The organism is Brevundimonas alba (assembly GCF_011927945.1).
Lineage (GTDB): Bacteria > Pseudomonadota > Alphaproteobacteria > Caulobacterales > Caulobacteraceae > Brevundimonas > Brevundimonas alba.
Genome location: NZ_JAATJM010000001.1, coordinates 1,850,473 through 1,868,003, shown reverse-complemented (window position 1 = coordinate 1,868,003; position 17,531 = coordinate 1,850,473). Strand labels below are relative to the sequence as shown.

Here is a 17,531-nt window from a genome sequence, read left to right as displayed (position 1 = left end):
ATGGCGCGTCTCGGCGCGGTCAGCCTGCTGGTCCGCGACTATGACGAGGCGGTCGCCTTCTATGTCGGCACGCTGGGGTTCGCGCTCAGCGAAGACACCGACATGGGCGGCGGAAAGCGCTGGGTGCGGGTCACGCCCAAAGGCGGCGAGACCTCACTCCTGCTGGCCAAGGCGACAACGGAGGAGCAGCGGGCGCGGGTTGGCGATCAGGCGGGCGGGCGCGTCTGGCTGTTCCTCGAGACCCACGACCTGATGCGCGATCATGCCGCCTGGCTGGCCGCGGGCGTGCGGTTCCGCGAGGAGCCGCGGCACGAAAGCTATGGCAAGGTGGTGGTGTTCGAGGACCTGTACGGCAACGCCTGGGACCTGATCGAACCCGCCCGGACCGGAGACTGACCCATGCGTATCGGCACGCCGCTATCCGCCAACTCCACCCGCGTCATGCTGCTGGGCGCCGGCGAGCTGGGCAAGGAGGTGGCCATCGAGCTGCAGCGGCTGGGCGCCGAGGTGATCGCGGTGGACCGCTATCCGAACGCGCCGGCCATGCAGGTGGCGCATCGCAGTCACGTCATCCCGATGACCGACCCGCAGGTGCTGAACGGCATCATCATGGCCGAGGCGCCGCACATCATCGTGCCGGAGATCGAGGCCATCGCCACAGAGGCCCTGGCGGCGATCGAGGCGGCGGGCGTGGCGCGGGTCATTCCGACCGGCCGCGCCGTGCACCTGACCATGAACCGCGAAGGCATCCGGCGGCTGGCGGCGGAGGAACTCGGCCTGCCGACCTCCCCCTACGCCTTTGTCGGCAGCGCGGCTGAACTGGCCGAGGCGGCGCACCGCATCGGCCTGCCGGTGTTCGTCAAGCCGGTGATGTCGTCATCGGGCAAGGGCCAGTCGATGATCGACGCACTCGAGGACGCCGCCAACGCCTGGGCCCATGCCCAGTCGAGCGGCCGGGTCCAGACGGCGAGGGTCATCGTCGAGGAGCGGATCGACTTCGATTTCGAGATCACCCTGCTGACCGTGCGGTCGATGCGTGAGGGGGCCGTTCGGACCGACTTCTGCGCGCCCATCGGCCATCGGCAGGTGCAGGGCGACTATGTCGAGAGCTGGCAGCCGCAGGCGATGAGCCCGGCGGCGCTGGCGGCGGCGCAGGATATCGCGCGCAAGGTAACCGACGCGCTGGGCGGGCTCGGCGTATTCGGGGTGGAGCTGTTCGTCAGGGGCGACGAGGTCTGGTTCTCGGAGGTGTCTCCGCGGCCGCACGACACGGGTCTGGTGACCCTGGCGACCCAGACGATGAGCGAGTTCGCCCTGCACGCCCGGGCAATCCTGGGCCTGCCGGTGGACGTCAGCCAACGCGACATAGGCGCGAGCGCGGTGATCTATGGCGGCATGGACGCGCCCGGTATCGCCTTCGAGGGGGTGGACGAGGCCTTGTCAGTCCCGACGGCCGACCTGCGGCTGTTCGGCAAGCCGGAGAGCTACGAGCGCCGGCGGATGGGCGTGGCGACGGCGCGGGGCGACACGGTCGAACAGGCGCGGGAGCGCGCCCGCGAGGCGGCGTCGAAGGTCCGGCCAGTCCAAGGCTAGTGCGGCGCCGGCTAGAGCGGCGCGGGCTCGGCCGCGCGGACCTGCTGGGCGCCCGTGCCCGACAGGGCGGCGATGGCGAGATCGAGCGCCGGATCCTGACCGTGCGCCTCGCGCTCCGCGACGGGGGCGGTCAGGTCCGGAGTGACGCCGCGCTTCTCCAGCCGGACCCCGCCCGCGGTGACAAAGTCCGAGCGGCTGAGGCTGAGGCGACCGCCATCCGGCAGGCGTGTGTCCTGCGAAATCAGCACGGCGCCGGCGGTCTGTTCGCCGACCACCACGGCGCGGCGGGCTTCCTGCAGGGCGGCGGGCGTCAGCTCGGCGGCGCTGCGGCTGTTGGCGTCGACGAGAACGGCCACGTCGTTCGGCGCGGGCCCCTCCAGATCGCCGCAGCCTCCGGCGGTCGTCAGCACGATCGCCCGGCCGGACCGTGTCGTCCGGGTCGCCCAGGCGCGGTGGCGCGGAAGGAAGCAGCTCAGGACCGCATCCGCCTCGACCAGACGACCGCCGGGATTGCCGCGCAGGTCCAGAATGACGTCGGTCTCGGACGGAAGAGCCGCGAGCTGCCGGCCCATCCAGTCGCCGAGACCGGGGTCGAAGGCGTCGATGCGCAGCACCGCCACCCCGGGCCGGGACAGGTCGACGGCGAACGGCGAGCGCGGCTCCATGACCCGGGGCGTGATTGAGACGGTGTGGGGCACGCCCTGCGGATCGGCGAGGGCGAGGGTGACGGTCTGGCCGTCGAGCACATCCAGTTCGGGGTACCAGACCCCCGGCGCGGTGGTATCCAACCGCCAGCCGGCGGCGACGCCCGCCGCCTCGGCCGGCGACCCTTCGCGGACCATCTCGACTACGTACAGCCCCGGCTTGCCGGGATCGGCGCGGAGGGTGACGCCGATCGCGGGACGCGCCTGCCGGACGGTGTCGATCCGGCGGGACACGGCCGGGGCCGAGGCGCCCGCGTGTTCGTCGTCCAGCAGGTCCAGCATCTCGCCGAGCACGCGGTAGAGGGCGCGGTCATCCGCGGCGGCGAGCGCCTGCGGTCGATAGGTGCGCCGGGCGGCGTTCCAGTCCACGCCGTGCAGTCCCGGGTCGTAATACTGGGTGCGGACCTCGTTCCAGACGCGGTCGAAGACGCGCTGGTTCATCCGCGCCCGCTCGGAGGGCATCCGCGCGCGGGGAGCCGCGGCCGCAGCGGGTTCTGTCGCAGGATCACGCGCCGACGCCGGCGCCGCGACAAGCACAAGGCTCATCGCGGCTGACCCGGTCAGTTCGAGAAGGAGGCGGCGGAGGTTCATCGGCGCCACGTTAGAGCGGCGGACCTCCGGTCTTCAAATCACGAAAGCGCAGGACGGCTTCAATGCTCGTCGCGCGTCTCGATATGGTGGGTGAAGACCCGCACCTCGCCATCTCCGCCGCCGTGTTCACCCTCCTCGATGAAGCCGGAGTGGTCGGCGTCCATGCGGGCGAAAGCGTCGCGCAGTGGGCCGACGAACTCGGCCTCGCTGACCTTGCCGTCGCCGTCCTTGTCCATGTCGTCGTGCCCGCCGGGACCGCCCATCCGGCGAGTTTCGACGCGGGACTCTTCGCCGGGGCCGCCGTGACCGCCGTGGATCATCATCGGCATGCCGCGTCCGTCGGGTCCGTGAATGACGATCTCACGCTCCTCGCGGCCGCCTTCGCCGCCGGGACGTCGCATCTCGAAGCGGTGAACGCCGGGCGCCCCGTCGGGTCCGCCGCGGAAGAACACGACGTCGCCGTCGCCATCGGGGCCGTGGCCGCCGGAAAGTTCCTCCGTCGAGAGACGACCGTCGCCGTTCTGGTCCATCCGGGCGAAATGATCGTTCATCGGCGCGGCGAACTCTTCGCGCGAGACCTGGCCGTCGCCGTCCTTGTCGAGCGTGCCGGGGCCATCGGAGCCCATGACCATCACCCGGGTGTGGATTTCGGGCGGCGCCGGCGGGGTGGGCGGCTCCTGGATGAGGACGGCGGACAGAGCGATTAGGGTCAGCATGAGCGGTCGGCTCCCGTTGGATATTCCCCTGTTCGACCACGATGGCCTTTCGCCCGTGTTTCAGAGGCGGCGGGAATTGTTTCAGCGGTGAAATGACGAGGCGACCGTCGTTCGCCACAATGGCCGCATGCAAGCCGAAGCCGCCCCGCGCATCCTCGTTGTCGACGACGACCCCGGCATCCGCGAGGTGCTGACCGAATACCTGTCCCAGCACGGCTACGCCGCAGAGGGGGCGGCGACGGCGGCCGAGATGGACCGCGCCATCGCCGCCCGCGCGCCGGACCTGATCGTGCTGGATCTGATGATGCCGGGCGAGGACGGACTGTCGGTCTGTCGGCGGATGGCAGGCAAGGGCCCGCCGATCGTCATGCTGTCGGCCATGGGCGAGGACACGGACCGGATCATCGGACTGGAGCTGGGCGCCGACGACTATCTGGCCAAGCCGTGCAATCCGCGCGAACTGCTGGCGCGAGTGCGGGCGGTGCTGAGGCGACCGCGGGATGCGGCCGAGGCGGATGGGCCGTGCCTTGCGTTTGCGGGCTGGCGGCTGGACCTGATGCGGCGGGAACTGGTGAGACCGGACGGCCGGATCGTCAGCCTGTCCGCGGGGGAGTTCGCCCTACTGCGCGCCTTCGCCGAGCGGCCGGGCCGGATCATGACCCGCGACCAGTTGTTGGAGCGGGCTCGGGGGGCGGACAGCGATGTCTTCGACCGCGCCATGGACGTGCAGATCAGCCGCCTGAGGAAGAAGCTGGACGACGGATCGGGGCTGGAGCTGATCCAGACCCTGCGCGGCGAGGGCTATATGTTCGACGTGCGGGTGGACCGCCAGAACGGCGCGGCGAGGGGCGGCTCATGAAGCGTCCCTCCTCCCTGCCCGTCCTGGTCCAGGTGGCGGCGCTGGCGGCGTTCGCCGTGGTGATGTCGCAGGCGGTGGCGTTCGGCGTGGTCGTGCTGGCGCCGGAACCACGCCCTGCCGGCTTCAGCATCGAGGCGGCGGCGGATGCACTGAAGGGGGACCCCGCCCGCACATCCGACGGCAGGGAGCTCAAGCGGCGGATCACCGATGATCCGGTGTCGCCAGATGGCGTGGACCGCGTCGATCCAATGGCTCTCGCCATTTCAGCGGGCCTGGCGAACCGTCTTGGGGTCGAGCAGGGGATGGTCCGCGTGTCGGTGGACCGGCGGCGGGGGCCGCGGCCCAGCCCTCCACCTCACGAGGAATCGGGAGCAGCCAGCTTCGTCTTCGTACGTCCCGATGCCCGGGAGGGACGGTCAGGCGGCTCCAATGAAGTCCGCGTCGTGACCAAACTGAATCCGGATGAGGCCCATCGCAGGGCCGAGATGCACATGCGGCATTTCGCACCCCGGGGGGACGACAGCGCCATCGTCCTGAACTCGACCACGCGCGAGTTCACGATCCTGACCGACCGACTGACTTTCGCGCCCTTCTCCGCCTCGGTGCGGCAGGCGGACGGGCGGTGGGCGACGGTAGAGCCTCCGCATGGCCTGCTCTCTCCATGGCAGCAGCGGGTGCTGCTGGCCCTGGGCATTTCGATGCTGCTGCTGGCGCCGCTCGTGTGGTGGCTGGCGCGGCGTCTGACGCGCCCAATCCGGGTATTCGCCGAAGCGGCCGAGCGGCTGGGAGCCAATCCCGACGCCGAGCCGCTGGCGCCGTCCGGCCCCAGCGAGGTGCGAACCGCCATCCACGCCTTCAATGATATGCAGGCGTCACTCCGCAACCACATGCGCCAGCGCACCCAGACCATCGCGGCCATCGCCCACGACCTGCGCACGCCGCTGACCCGGCTGCGCTTCCGGGCCGAGCAGGCGTCGGAGACCGTGCGGGACCGGATGGCGTCTGACATCGAGGAGATGGACGCGCTGATCGCCCAGGCCATGGCCTTCGTACGCGGCGAGACGACGCCTGACCGGCGCGAACCCTTGGATCTCGATGCGCTTGCCGCTGACTGCGCTGGCGGGTTCGCGGAAACGGGGGCGGCGGTGCGTTTCGACGGCGGCGGGGCGCTGCCGGTCGAAGGCGACGCGGCGGGACTGCGGCGCGCCTTGGGCAATCTGATCGAAAACGCCGTCAAATACGGCGGAGCTGCGCGGGTGAAGGCTTTCGCGCGCGACGGCCGGGCCATCGTCGAGGTCGAGGACGACGGTCCGGGCCTCGACGAGAGCGAGCTTGAAGCGGTGTTCGAGCCCTTCCACCGGGCGGAACGCTCGCGCAGTCGGGAAACAGGCGGCGCGGGCCTGGGGCTCACCGTCGCCCGGCAAGCCGCCCGCGCTCACGGCGGAGACGTCGTCCTGATCCGGCGAACTGAGGGCGGGCTGACCGCTCGCCTCGATCTGCCTTTGGCTTCAACCGTTGTGGAGACCCGCTGATGCGTATCCTCATACTGGCCACGGCTCTGGCCGCATTGATGACCCTGCCTGCGGAGGCGCAGGACAACCGACCGCGCAGCGAGGCTCAGTCGCAGGCCGACGTGCCGGTGCCTCGAGAGACGGTCGGCGCGGTCGCGGGCCGCATCCGCGAGCTGTATTTCGACCCGGCGGCCGGAGACCGGATCGCCGACGGACTGGAGGCCGAGAGCGCGGCCGGGGCCTTCGACGCCCTGACCGATCCACGCGATCTGGCTGCGGCGCTGAGCCGGCGGCTGCGGCCGCTCGACGCCCATTTCAACGTCGCCTGGGATCCCAACGCACCCGCCGCGGGCGGCCCCGGCGGTGGGCCACAGCGGGTCCGCCGGGCTCCGGGCTCTCCGCCGCCTCCCGGCGCGGGTGGGCCCGAGCGGCGCGGGGCCAATCCGATGGAGGCGCGCGGCCACTTCGGGTTCCGGAAGGTCGAGATACTGCCCGGCAACGTCGGCTATATCGATCTGCGGCAGTTCTCTAACATCGACTTCGGCAACCCGGCCGATCCGGCCCGGCGCGCTGCCGACGCAGCCTTGGACTTCGTCGCCGACGCCGATGCGGTCATCTTCGATCTGCGCGACAACGGCGGCGGCGCGCCGTCGATGGTCGGCTATCTGACCAGCGCCTTCACTCCGGCGAACGCCCCGATCTACAATGTCTTCCATAGTCGGGAGGGGACGCAGAGCGAGGCGCCGCAAGTCTTCTATCCGACACCGCGGCTGGACGTGCCGGTCTATGTGCTGATCAGCGGCCGGACCGGGTCGGCCGGCGAAGCCTTCCCCTACACATTGCAGGGTGCGCGGCGCGCCACGATCGTCGGCGAGGCGAGCGGCGGGGCGGCGAACCCGGGCGGCATGGTGCCTGTCGGCGGCGGCTTCGCGATCTTCATCTCGCAGGGCTCGCCGAAAAACCCGAATACGGGCGGCAACTGGGAAGGGACGGGTGTCATCCCGGACGTGGCCGTGCCGTGGGATCAGGCCCTGACGCGGGCTCATAAGCTGGCGCTGGAAGCGATCGTGACCGCCGACAGCGGCCGCACCGACGCCGCATGGGCCCTGCAGGCGATGAACTCTACCGCCCCGGCGGGCGACCTGACGCCCTACGCCGGCACCTATGGGGAGCAGACCATTTCAGTCGCCGGCGACCGGCTGAACGTCGTCCGCGGCCGCCGCCCGCCGGTTGCTCTTGCGCGGCTGGATGGGGACTTGTTCACCGTCGTGGGCGATCCGGGACGACGCGTGCAGTTTTCACGGGATGGGGCCGGGCGAGTCGTGACCATGGATCAGGTCGGGTTCGGCGGTCCGGGCCCTCGCGCGCGCCGGACCGACTAAGCGTTACAGTTCATCACGCCTTGTTACAGGCACGGGGTTGAAACCCCGCGCCGCCGGTTCCATTGAAGCGCCAACGATAACACCACGCTTCAGGAGACCGCCCTCATGACCGTTCGCGTCGCCATCAATGGTTTCGGCCGCATCGGCCGCCTCGTCCTGCGCTCGATCGTCGAGCATGGCCGTAGCGACATCGAGGTGGTGGCGATCAACGATCTGGGGCCGGTCGAGACCAACGCCCACCTGCTTCGCTACGACAGCGTACACGGCCGGTTTCCGGCCACGGTGACGACCGGCGAGGACTGGATCGACGTCGGCATGGGCAGGATCAAGGTCACGGCCGAGCGCGATCCGTCGAAGCTGCCGCACAAGGAACTGAACGTCGACATCGCCTTCGAATGCACGGGCCTGTTCACGTCCAAGGACAAGGCGTCGGCGCACCTGACCGCGGGGGCCAAGCGCGTGCTGGTCTCGGCCCCCGCCGACAACGCCGACAAGACCATCGTCTACAAGGTCAACCACGAGACCCTGACCGCCGACGACATCGTGGTCTCGAACGGCTCGTGCACGACCAACGCCCTCGCTCCGGTGGCCAAGGTGCTGAACGACCTGTTCGGCATCGAGCGCGGCTACATGACCACGATCCACAGCTACACCGGCGACCAGCCGACGCTGGATACGATGCACAAGGATCTGTACCGCGCCCGCGCGGCAGGCCTGAGCATGATCCCGACCTCGACAGGCGCCGCCAAGGCGCTGGGGCTGGTGCTGCCGGAACTCAAGGGCAAGCTGGACGGCTCCTCGATCCGCGTGCCGACGCCGAACGTCTCGGTGGTCGATCTGAAGGTCGTGGCCGGCCGTGAGGTCACGGTCGAGGAGATCAACGCCGCGCTTCAGGCCGCCGCCGACGGGCCGATGAAGGGCGTGCTGTTCACCACCACCGACCCGCTGGTCTCGAGCGACCTGAACCACGTGTCGGCCTCTTCAACCGCCGCCCTGCCCCAGACCCAGGTCGTCGACGGCAAGCTGGCCCGGGTGCTGAGCTGGTACGACAACGAGTGGGGCTTTGCGACGCGGATGGCCGATACGGCTCTGGTAATGAGCAAGTTCATCTGAGATGGCTCCGAAGTGGGCTCGAAAGCTTGAAGACCAAGCTAGGCTGTCCCCCGTCGACGCGTTCAATTCGGACATCAGGCTGATCGCCGGCGCCGTTGCTCTCAGCGTTCCTTTGGGAGCCGGTGGGGCCAAGGCTACCGCTTGGCTGATCACGACCTACGCCGGCAGTCGCGGCATAGGCGCTTCTCTGGCCATCCTCGCCCTGCTCGCGCTGCTTGTTGTTGTACTGACGTTGGTTGGGCGGACCTTCGGCGCGAAATCATTCGCAGGCATGTTTTTGCCGGTGCTGACCCTGTTCGGCGTCTTCACGGTCGCCTTGCTCCTAGAGATTTTTCCATGACCTTCCGCACCCTAGACGACGCCCCCTCTCTCGCTGGCAAGACCGCGCTCGTGCGGGTGGACTTCAACGTGCCGATGGAGGCGGGGAAGGTCACCGAGGACACGCGGCTTCGGGTAGCCCTGCCGACGATCCAGAAGCTTCGGGACGCCGGGGCCAGGGTCGCGCTGCTGGCCCACTTCGACCGGCCCCAGGGACAGCGCGTTCCCTCGATGAGCCTGAAGCCCGTGGTGGACGATCTGGAGAAGCTGCTGGGCGCGCCGGTGCGGTTCGCCGACGACTGCGTGGGCGACGAGGCCAAGGCAGCGTTGGCCGACCTCGAGGCCGGCGGCGTGGTGCTGCTGGAGAACGTTCGCTTTCACGCCGGCGAGGAGAAGAACGATCCCGCCTTCGCCGCGCAGATGGCGGAGCTGGGCGACCTGTACGTCAACGACGCCTTCTCGGCCGCGCACCGGGCCCACGCTTCGACGGAGGGGCTGGCGCGACTGCTGCCCGCCTATGCCGGGGAGTCGATGCGGCGCGAACTGGATGCGCTAGACGCCGCGCTGGGCAATCCGCAGAAGCCGGTGATCGGCATCGTCGGCGGTGCCAAGGTCTCGACCAAGCTGGACCTGCTGAAGAACCTCGTCGGCAAGCTGGACCGCCTCGCCATCGGCGGCGGCATGGCCAACACCTTTCTGTTCGCCCAAGGCGTCGATATCGGCGGCTCTCTGGCCGAGAAGGACATGGCCGACACGGCGCGGGACATCCTCGCCGAGGCCGAGGCGAAGGGCTGCGAAATCCTGCTGCCGATCGATGTGGTGGTGGCGAAGGACGTCAAACCGGGGGTCGACACGCATACCGTGCTGGCGCGCGAGGAGATCGGCGGGGACGAGAAGATCCTCGATGCCGGACCGTTGACGGTCGAGAAGCTGATCAAGGCGATGGCGCTGTCGCGGACGCTGATCTGGAACGGCCCGCTGGGCGTGTTCGAGGTCCCGCCCTTCGACGCCGCCACCGTGAAGGCCGCGCAGGCGGCGGCGCAGTTGGCCAAGGCCGGCGCACTGGTCGCGGTGGCCGGCGGCGGCGATACGGTCGCGGCCCTGCATCACGCGGGCGTGGCCGAGGACATGACCTTCGTGTCGACCGCCGGCGGCGCCTTCCTCGAATGGATGGAGGGCAAGCCGCTGCCGGGAGTCGAGGCTCTCCGGGCCTGAGCCTTGCGCCAAACTCCCGCGAAGCCGCTGTAACAATGCGTGACTTTGGGCGTTGACGGGGCTAGATCACCCCCAACACAAAGCTCAGGAGGAACCGATGGATTTGGCGGCGCTCAACGCAGTGGCCCAGGCGATGGTAACGCCCGGCAAGGGCATTCTGGCGGCCGACGAGTCCACGGGCACGATCAAGAAGCGCTTCGACGCCATCGGAGTCGAGAACACCGAAGAGAACCGCCGCGACTATCGCGAATGCCTGTTCCGCGCGGAGCAGACGATGCGCGAGCACATCTCGGGCGTGATCCTGTTCGAGGAGACCCTGTACCAGGACGCCGCCGACGGCACGCCGCTGGTCGAGATCATCAAGGCCGCCGGTTCGATCCCCGGCATCAAGGTCGACAAGGGCGCGACCAAGATGGCCGGCTTCCCCGGCGAGACGGTGACCAAGGGTCTGGACGGCCTGTCCAAGCGGCTGCGCGCCCACTACGAACGCGGCGCCCGCTTCGCCAAATGGCGCGCGGTGATCGACATCGCCGACGGCATTCCGACCTGGGGCTGCGTCAAGTCCAACGCCCACGCCCTCGCCCGCTACGCCCGCATCTGCCAGCAGGAGCAGATCGTGCCGATCGTCGAGCCTGAAGTGCTGATGGACGGCTCTCACGACATCGCCCGCTGCGACGAAGTCACCCGTCAGGTGCTGCAGACGGTGTTCAACGAGCTCTACGAACAGCGCGTGGCGCTGGAAGGCATCGTGCTGAAGCCGAACATGGTCATCTCCGGCAAGGGCAGCGTCCGCCAAGCCTCGGTCAAGGAAGTGGCGGAGCGGACGATCGCCGCGCTGAAGGCGACGGTCCCGTCGTCGGTGCCCGGCATCGCGTATCTTTCGGGCGGCCAGACCGACGAGCAGGCCACGGCTCACCTCGACGCCATGAACCGGATCGGCGGCTTCCCGTGGAAGATGACCTTCTCGTACGGCCGCGCGCTTCAGGCGTCGCCGCAGCGCGCCTGGTCGGGCAAGGCCGAGAATGCGGTCGCCTGTCAGGCCGCCTTCCACCACCGCGCCCGCATGAACGGGCTGGCCTCACTGGGCCAGTGGGAGAAGAAGCTGGAGAAGAAGGCCGCCTAGGCCCTCACCAGCTGCCGTACTGATCCCGGAAACGCCAGCGGACGTCGCGGACGTCGCGCTCCGCGTCGTCGATCTCGTCCTGCCCCCGCCGCCATTCGCGCTCGGTGTCCGCCCGTTCGCGCCGGATCTCGGCGATGCGGTTCCGGATCTGCTCGCGCTGCTCGTCCGTCAGACCGTCCGCGCGGGCCTCGGCCTGTTTGGCGACGATCTTTTCGTCCAGTTCCTGGAGCCGGGCCCCGAGCCCGTCGACACGGCTGCGGGCGGCTGCCAGCGCCGCCTCGACCTCGTGGACGATTTGACCGTCGCGGTAGGCTGGCATGAAGTCCGCTTCGAGTTCCGAAGGGCAGACGCCGCCGTAGCCGGAGCCGGTGCGGCCGACTTCGAAGCCCTTCGCGGGCGTGCAGTAGTAGACGAGCCCCTGCCGTCGCCCCGCCGCATAGGCCGTCGCATCCGGCGCGATGCCGTGTTTGGCGCAGGCCTCTGCATGCTCATCCAGTCGGCTCATGGTGTAGCCGGATTGGCCGTCGACATAGCCTTGGCCGGACCAGTCGCCGGCCATGCACTGCTCCTCGCTCATGGTCGCGCAGCTGCCCAGAGCCAGGGCGGCGCCACCAGCGGCGGCGGCGATGATCAGATATTTCATTGGATGCCTCCCCAGATACCCGCGTTCACCATGACGGAATTCCGCAGAACAGCCAAGCTGGCGACTTGCCGGGGCGCGGGCGGGGCGTGCTAGATCGGGGACCGCCCGGCCGGCGGCGGAGCGCTTGGTGTCCGACGAACCCCTGATCGACGATGAGGACGGCACAGCTCTGGAGGCGCATCTTGAGAGCGGCGGGGTGCGGCTCGACAAGGCGCTTGCCGAGATCTTCCCCACCCTGTCGCGCGCCCGGCTGCAGGCGCTGCTCGCCGAAGGCGCGGTGACCCGCGATGGCGAGCCCGTTTCCGGCGGCTCGGCCAAGGCCCGCGAGGGACTGTATACAATCACACTGCCGCCGGTGGTCTCCGCGACGCCGGCGCCCGAGGCCATTCCGCTGACGGTGCTGTTCGAGGACGCCGATCTGATTGTGGTCGACAAGCCCGCCGGCATGGCGGCCCACCCAGCGCCGGGGTCGGAGACCGGCACGCTGGTCAACGCGCTGCTGGCCCACTGCGGCGCCTCGCTGTCCGGGATCGGCGGTGTCGCGCGGCCGGGCATCGTGCACCGGCTGGACAAGGACACCTCGGGCGTCATGGTGGCGGCCAAGTCGGACCGGGCGCATGCGGGCCTCTCGGCCCTGTTCGCGACCCACGACATCGAGCGAACCTATATCGCCCTGACCCGCGGCGCGCCGAGCCCTGCGAAGGGCCGTATCGAGACGCTGATCGGGCGCTCGTCCTCGGATCGCAAGAAGATGGCGGTGCTGAACAGTGGCGGCCGCAATGCCATCACTGACTATGTGGTCGAACGGCGCTTTGGCGAGCCCGCCAAGGCTGGCGGCGCCTCGATGGCCGCCCGGGTCTCCTGCACCCTTCAGACCGGTCGGACACATCAGATCCGTGTCCACCTCGCCTCGAAGGGCGCGCCGATCCTCGGTGATGCGGTTTATGGCTCGGGCAGCCCGGCCGCTGGAGTCAAGGCCGCCATTGCGGATGCTGGCTTGAAGCGTCAGGCGCTGCACGCAGCTGTTTTGGGGTTCGTCCACCCGGTGACCGGCGACCAGCTACGCTTTGAAACAGCCCCTCCCCGCGACATGACGGAATTGGAGCGGTTGCTTGCAGACCTGTGATCGGCCCAACGGGAAGGGAAAGCCCGCGATGAGTGACCCCGAGATTCGCGACAACGCAGACGCTCACCGATACGAGCTGGACGTCGAGGGACGGACGGCCGTGGTGATCTACAACCTGTCCGGCGAGAACCTGATGATCACGGAGACGCTGGTGCCGGAGGCGCTGGAGGGTCGGGGGATCGCCAGCCGACTTGCGAAGCATGTGATCGCAGACGCACGGGAGCGCGGCCTGGTCATCCTGCCTGTCTGCCCGTTCTTCTCCGGTTACTTCCAGAAGCACCCGGAACACGCCGACGTCGTGCATCCGACGTATCGCCAGATCCTCGGACTATGATGGTTCGTCTCCTGGCCGGGTTGTTTCTCGCGCTGGGTCTCGCGGCATGCAGCTCGATGCCCACTGCCGAAGGAGCGCCCGTGCGGGTTCTGTATCTGTCGCAGTCGGTGGGGTTTGTGCACGACACCGCCCGCCGGCCGACCGATGGTTTGGCGCCATCAGAGATCGCCATGCAGGAAATGGCCCGCGACAGCGGCGCCTTCGCCGTCGAGCTGACGCAGGATGCCCGCGAGCTGACAGCCGCTCGCCTGAACGATATCGACGTTCTGGTTTTCGGCACCACCGGCTCCCTGCCGATCGACCGCCAGACCTGGAGCGCCATCGTCGACTGGATCGAGAGCGGCCGGGGCGGTTTCGTGGGCATCCACAGCGCAGCCGATACGGCGCTGGATTTCGAGGGCGGGCAGGAAGCGTACACCGCGTTCATAGGCGGACGCTTCGACGGCCACCCGTGGACGCAGGGCACGCCCATTCGCCTGACGAACCTCGAGCGTTCCCATCCGCTCGCCTCGATGTGGCCCGACGGGACCGACTTCGCCGAGGAGATTTACCAATACACGGCCTTCGAGCCCGATCGGGTTCGTGTGCTTCAGACGCTGGACATGTCGGCAGGGCCCATTCGCCGGCCCTATCCCGTGCCGATAACCTGGGTGCGAGAAATGGGAGGGGGCCGGCTATTCTACACCAACCTCGGCCACACGCCGTCGACCTGGGCCGATCCGCGCTTCCGGCGGCAGATCGTCGACGCAATCCGCTGGTCAGCCCACAGACTGGACGCGCCGGCGGCAGCCAATCCCGCCGCGCAGGACTGGGCGGCGCTGACGGCGTTCGCGATTGTGGAAGGGGTTCCCGCAAGGGCTGGTTCGGCCGGCGACATCCGCGACCTGCAGGCCTTGCACCCGGAGAAGCACAACGGCGACACGACCGCCTGGGACTTGGCGCGGCTGCGAATCCGGGCGGCCTCGGCCAAGTAAGTCTTGATTAAGGACGCACTCTGCGCTATACCACCACTCATTCGGTGCAGTGGCGCCGGGGCAACGGTCACGCTTCTGTGTGACGATCCGCCTCTGACAAAAGCGGAAACCCGACCCTATCTCATCGGTTGAGGGGCGAGGCGATGGCGCACATCCGGTGGCCGTCTCCGCAGAGCCCGCTCGTTCTCACGGTCGGAGGGACCAAATGGCTGTAGCTAGATCGCTCGCGGTGATGTCGCCTGAACAGGGACTGTCGCGATACCTGACTGAAATCCGCAAATTCCCGATGCTGGCGAAGGACGAAGAGTTCATGCTCGCCAAGCGCTGGACCGAGCACCAGGACCCCGAGGCCGCGCATCGCCTCGTGACGTCTCACCTGCGCCTCGTGGCCAAGATCGCCATGGGTTATCGCGGCTACGGCCTGCCGATCGGCGAGGTGATCTCGGAGGGCAACGTCGGCCTGATGCAGGCCGTCAAGAAATTCGACCCGGACAAGGGTTTCCGTCTGGCGACCTACGCCATGTGGTGGATCCGCGCCTCGATCCAGGAATACATCCTGCGCAGCTGGTCGCTCGTGAAGATGGGCACGACCGCGGCCCAGAAGAAGCTGTTCTTCAACCTGCGCAAGGCCAAGAGCCAGATCTCGGCCTTCGAAGAGGGCGACCTGCATCCGGAGCACCTCTCGGCCATCGCCACCAAGCTGGGCGTGTCCGAGGAAGAGGTCACCAACATGAACCGCCGCCTCGGCGGCGACGCCTCGCTGAACGCGCCGCTGCGCGCGGATGGCGAAAGCGAATGGCAGGACTGGCTGGCCGACGACACCGCGGTGTCGCAGGAAACCCAGCTCGCCGAGGACGAGGAAAAGTCGATCCGCAGGGGCCTGCTCGAGGAAGCGATGCAGGAGCTGACCGACCGTGAGAAGCACATCCTGACAGAGCGCCGCCTGAAGGATGACCCGGTCACCCTGGAAGAGCTCGCGGGTCAGTACGGCGTCTCGCGCGAGCGCGTGCGCCAGATCGAGGTGCGGGCGTTTGAGAAGCTGCAGAAGGCGATGCGCGCCGCGGCCGAAGAGCGGAACCTGGTAGACGCCTGATGTTCGGCGAGGCGCTGAGGCCCGGCTGGGCCGGCCTCAGCCTGCCTTCTTCATCGGCTCCGGCGGCGCCATGGCCAGCAGCGATCCGATAGGCGCAGCAAGGGTGGCCTTGCTAGGCGGGCCCGATGCCAGCGTGACCTCCAGCGCGCCCACGGCGACTGCAAGACGCGAGTCCGACGCCTTCATCGCCAACGACTTCAGCGTCGCCGCCTGTTCCCGAATGGCCCTGACGGCCTGCATCGGATCGCTGTCGAACTGATCCAGAGCGGCCGCGAGAATCCGCATCGCCTGATCCTTGGCCGCCGCCATCGCCGCCGCGCCGGTCGCCGGCCGATCGGCCTTGCGCTTCCGGTCGCCCGAGAACTCACCCGAGTTGAAGCGGCGACGGTCCGGGCCGACATAGCCCACGGCCTCGACCCAGTCGCGAGGCTTCAGCGCGACGTTCTCCACCCGTTTGAGCAGGTCGGCGCTCGTGAAGGGCTTGCGGAGGAATTCGTGCACGCCGCTGTCGCGGGCGCCGATGATGGTGCTGGCGGTCGCGTCGGCGGTGACCATGATGATCGGCGCCCGACGGCAGGGAAGGCTTGATCGGCGCAAGGCGCGAGCCAGCGCCTCGCCTTCGAGGTTATCGCCGTTGCGTTCGGTGAAGATGATCCCCGGTTCGAGGTCTGCCGCGGCCTGTAGCGCCCGCTGCTGGCTCTGCTCGACGACGATCTCACCCGCCCCCATCCCCTTGATGATCTCGGTCAGCAGGCGTGCGGCATGAGGGTTCGGGTCGACGACCAGAACACGCCTCAGGATCGGCGCCACCTTCGCCAGAACGCGAGGATCGACAGCAAACAAGACGCAGGCCCTCCAGACAGACCGTCATCCTTAATGGGGTTGGGTTAAGACCCGTTGAACGCTGACGTTTCGGCTAGGGCGCTCAGCCCTGAAAGGGATCGTGCATCAGGATGGTGTCGTCCCGCTCGGGGCTGGTCGACAGCAGGGCCACCGGGGCGCCGATCAGTTCCTCGATCCGCCGGACGTATTTGATCGCATTGGCGTTCAGATCGCGGAAGCTGCGGGCGGACGCGGTGCTCTCGCTCCAACCCTCCAGTTCCTCGAACACGGGCTGGGCAGCCGCCTGATCCTTGAGGCTCGAGGGCAGGTAGTCGAGCACCTCGCCGCCGATCCGATAGCCGGTGCAGATTTTCAGCGTCTTCAGTCCGTCGAGGACATCCAGCTTGGTCAAGGCGATGCCGTCGATCCCGTTGATCGCCACCGATTGCCGGACCAGCACCGCATCGAACCAGCCGCAGCGGCGGGCCCTGCCGGTGTTGACGCCAACCTCGCGGCCGACGGTCGCCAGATGCTGGCCAACCTCGTCGTTCAGTTCGCAGGCGAACGGCCCCTCGCCGACGCGCGTGGTGTAGGCCTTCACGATGCCGAGCACATAGCCGACGCCGCGGGGGCCGATGCCCGCGCCGGCCGCGGCCTGACCGGCGACGGTGTTCGAGCTCGTTACATAGGGATAGGTGCCGTGGTCCACGTCCAGGAAGGCACCCTGCGCGCCTTCGAACAGGACACGCTTGCCGGCGCGCCGCGCCTGATCCAGCACCCGCCACGCCGGCTGGACGTAGGGCAGGATCTTCGGGGCGATATCGAGCAACTGCTGTAGCAGCCCCTCCGGATCGATCGGCTCAAGGCCCAGCCCAGCGCGGAGCGGGTCATGGTGGGCCCGTAGCCGGTCGATCTTGACCTTCAGGTCCTCGGCGCTGGCGAGATCGCAGACCCGGATCGCCCGGCGGCCGACCTTGTCTTCATAGGCGGGACCGATGCCGCGTCCTGTGGTGCCGATGCGGGCGCCGGGCGCGCTGGCCGCCGCCTCGCGCGCGACGTCGAGAGCGGGATGGATGGGCAGGATCAGGCAGGCGTTGTCGGCGACGATCAGCACGTCCGGGCTGATGGCGACGCCCTGCGCGACAATCTTCTCGATTTCGCCGACCAGATGCCAGGGATCGACGACCACGCCATTGCCGATGATCGAAGGCTTGCCCTGCACCACCCCGCTGGGCAGCAGCGCCAGCTTGTAGACCTTGCCGTCGACGACCAGCGTGTGCCCGGCGTTGTGCCCGCCCTGGAAGCGTACGACCACGTCGGCGCGGTTCGACAGCCAGTCGACGATCTTGCCCTTGCCCTCGTCACCCCACTGGGCGCCGACCACCGCGACGTTCGCCAAGACGTTTCTCCGCTA

General features: G+C 68.7%; 18 protein-coding genes. 13 read left to right on the top strand and 5 right to left on the bottom strand.

Annotated elements, in window-relative coordinates:
• Both GGQ87_RS09110 and purT read left to right on the top strand, forming a co-directional pair.
• On the top strand, positions 1 to 396 hold the full coding sequence (locus GGQ87_RS09110) for a VOC family protein (RefSeq protein ID WP_168046742.1): 396 nt from the start codon (positions 1 to 3) through the stop codon (positions 394 to 396).
• Positions 397 to 399: 3 nt separating this feature from the next.
• Positions 400 to 1,593: a formate-dependent phosphoribosylglycinamide formyltransferase gene (gene purT / locus GGQ87_RS09105; protein WP_168046740.1), complete on the top strand. Its 1,194-nt coding sequence runs from the start codon at positions 400 to 402 to the stop codon at positions 1,591 to 1,593.
• Between the two features lie 11 nt (positions 1,594 to 1,604).
• Here purT and GGQ87_RS09100 read toward each other — a convergent pair whose 3' ends face one another.
• Both GGQ87_RS09100 and GGQ87_RS09095 read right to left on the bottom strand, forming a co-directional pair.
• A complete protein-coding gene (locus GGQ87_RS09100) occupies positions 1,605 to 2,738 on the bottom strand; it encodes a S41 family peptidase (protein ID WP_245161451.1) in 1,134 nt (377 codons plus the stop codon).
• A gap of 209 nt (positions 2,739 to 2,947) precedes the next feature.
• Positions 2,948 to 3,604, bottom strand: coding sequence for an EF-hand domain-containing protein (locus tag GGQ87_RS09095; RefSeq protein WP_168046736.1), 657 nt, complete (start codon positions 3,602 to 3,604; stop codon positions 2,948 to 2,950).
• A gap of 127 nt (positions 3,605 to 3,731) precedes the next feature.
• Here GGQ87_RS09095 and GGQ87_RS09090 point away from each other — a divergent pair, with 127 nt between their 5' ends.
• The 7 genes from GGQ87_RS09090 to GGQ87_RS09060 all read left to right on the top strand — a co-directional run bounded on the left by GGQ87_RS09090 (position 3,732) and on the right by GGQ87_RS09060 (position 11,125).
• Positions 3,732 to 4,463 carry a response regulator gene (locus GGQ87_RS09090; RefSeq protein WP_168046734.1) on the top strand — a complete coding sequence of 244 codons (732 nt, stop codon included), beginning with the start codon at positions 3,732 to 3,734 and terminating at the stop codon, positions 4,461 to 4,463.
• The gene (locus GGQ87_RS09085) at positions 4,460 to 5,995 is read left to right on the top strand and encodes an ATP-binding protein (protein WP_168046732.1); all 1,536 of its coding nucleotides are present in this window, start codon (positions 4,460 to 4,462) and stop codon (positions 5,993 to 5,995) included. The genes GGQ87_RS09090 and GGQ87_RS09085 overlap by 4 nt, the downstream gene beginning before the upstream one ends.
• The gene (locus GGQ87_RS09080) at positions 5,995 to 7,356 is read left to right on the top strand and encodes a S41 family peptidase (protein ID WP_168046730.1); all 1,362 of its coding nucleotides are present in this window, start codon (positions 5,995 to 5,997) and stop codon (positions 7,354 to 7,356) included. The genes GGQ87_RS09085 and GGQ87_RS09080 overlap by 1 nt, the downstream gene beginning before the upstream one ends.
• 105 nt (positions 7,357 to 7,461) lie before the next feature.
• On the top strand, positions 7,462 to 8,469 hold the full coding sequence (gene gap / locus GGQ87_RS09075) for a type I glyceraldehyde-3-phosphate dehydrogenase (protein WP_168046728.1): 1,008 nt from the start codon (positions 7,462 to 7,464) through the stop codon (positions 8,467 to 8,469).
• 1 nt (position 8,470) lies between these two features.
• On the top strand, positions 8,471 to 8,809 hold the full coding sequence (locus GGQ87_RS09070; protein ID WP_168046726.1) for a hypothetical protein: 339 nt from the start codon (positions 8,471 to 8,473) through the stop codon (positions 8,807 to 8,809).
• Positions 8,806 to 10,002, top strand: a complete 1,197-nt coding sequence (locus tag GGQ87_RS09065) for a phosphoglycerate kinase (protein WP_168046724.1) — start codon at positions 8,806 to 8,808, stop codon at positions 10,000 to 10,002. The genes GGQ87_RS09070 and GGQ87_RS09065 overlap by 4 nt, the downstream gene beginning before the upstream one ends.
• 97 nt (positions 10,003 to 10,099) lie before the next feature.
• Entirely contained in the window at positions 10,100 to 11,125 is a 1,026-nt protein-coding gene (locus GGQ87_RS09060) for a class I fructose-bisphosphate aldolase (RefSeq protein WP_168046722.1), read from the top strand.
• A 4-nt stretch (positions 11,126 to 11,129) separates the two neighbouring features.
• On the opposite strand, the gene GGQ87_RS09055 is transcribed toward GGQ87_RS09060, so the two are convergent.
• Positions 11,130 to 11,768 (bottom strand): DUF2799 domain-containing protein, encoded by a 639-nt coding sequence (locus tag GGQ87_RS09055; protein WP_168046720.1) that lies wholly within the window; start codon positions 11,766 to 11,768, stop codon positions 11,130 to 11,132.
• Between the two features lie 127 nt (positions 11,769 to 11,895).
• Here GGQ87_RS09055 and GGQ87_RS09050 point away from each other — a divergent pair, with 127 nt between their 5' ends.
• From GGQ87_RS09050 to rpoH, 4 genes are all read left to right on the top strand, one after another.
• Complete coding sequence (locus tag GGQ87_RS09050; protein ID WP_425339272.1) at positions 11,896 to 12,894, top strand: RluA family pseudouridine synthase; 999 nt, start codon at positions 11,896 to 11,898, stop codon at positions 12,892 to 12,894.
• 28 nt (positions 12,895 to 12,922) lie between these two features.
• Positions 12,923 to 13,228, top strand: a complete 306-nt coding sequence (locus tag GGQ87_RS09045; protein WP_168046716.1) for a GNAT family N-acetyltransferase — start codon at positions 12,923 to 12,925, stop codon at positions 13,226 to 13,228.
• A gap of 20 nt (positions 13,229 to 13,248) precedes the next feature.
• Positions 13,249 to 14,202: a ThuA domain-containing protein gene (locus GGQ87_RS09040; RefSeq protein ID WP_245161450.1), complete on the top strand. Its 954-nt coding sequence runs from the start codon at positions 13,249 to 13,251 to the stop codon at positions 14,200 to 14,202.
• A gap of 205 nt (positions 14,203 to 14,407) precedes the next feature.
• Entirely contained in the window at positions 14,408 to 15,295 is an 888-nt protein-coding gene (rpoH, locus tag GGQ87_RS09035) for an RNA polymerase sigma factor RpoH (protein ID WP_168046714.1), read from the top strand.
• A gap of 36 nt (positions 15,296 to 15,331) precedes the next feature.
• Here the strand turns inward: rpoH and GGQ87_RS09030 are convergent, their stop codons facing one another.
• Both GGQ87_RS09030 and GGQ87_RS09025 read right to left on the bottom strand, forming a co-directional pair.
• A complete protein-coding gene (locus GGQ87_RS09030; protein WP_168046712.1) occupies positions 15,332 to 16,138 on the bottom strand; it encodes a response regulator in 807 nt (268 codons plus the stop codon).
• 82 nt (positions 16,139 to 16,220) lie between these two features.
• Positions 16,221 to 17,516 (bottom strand): adenylosuccinate synthase, encoded by a 1,296-nt coding sequence (locus GGQ87_RS09025; RefSeq protein WP_168046710.1) that lies wholly within the window; start codon positions 17,514 to 17,516, stop codon positions 16,221 to 16,223.
• Positions 17,517 to 17,531: the final 15 nt, after the last annotated feature.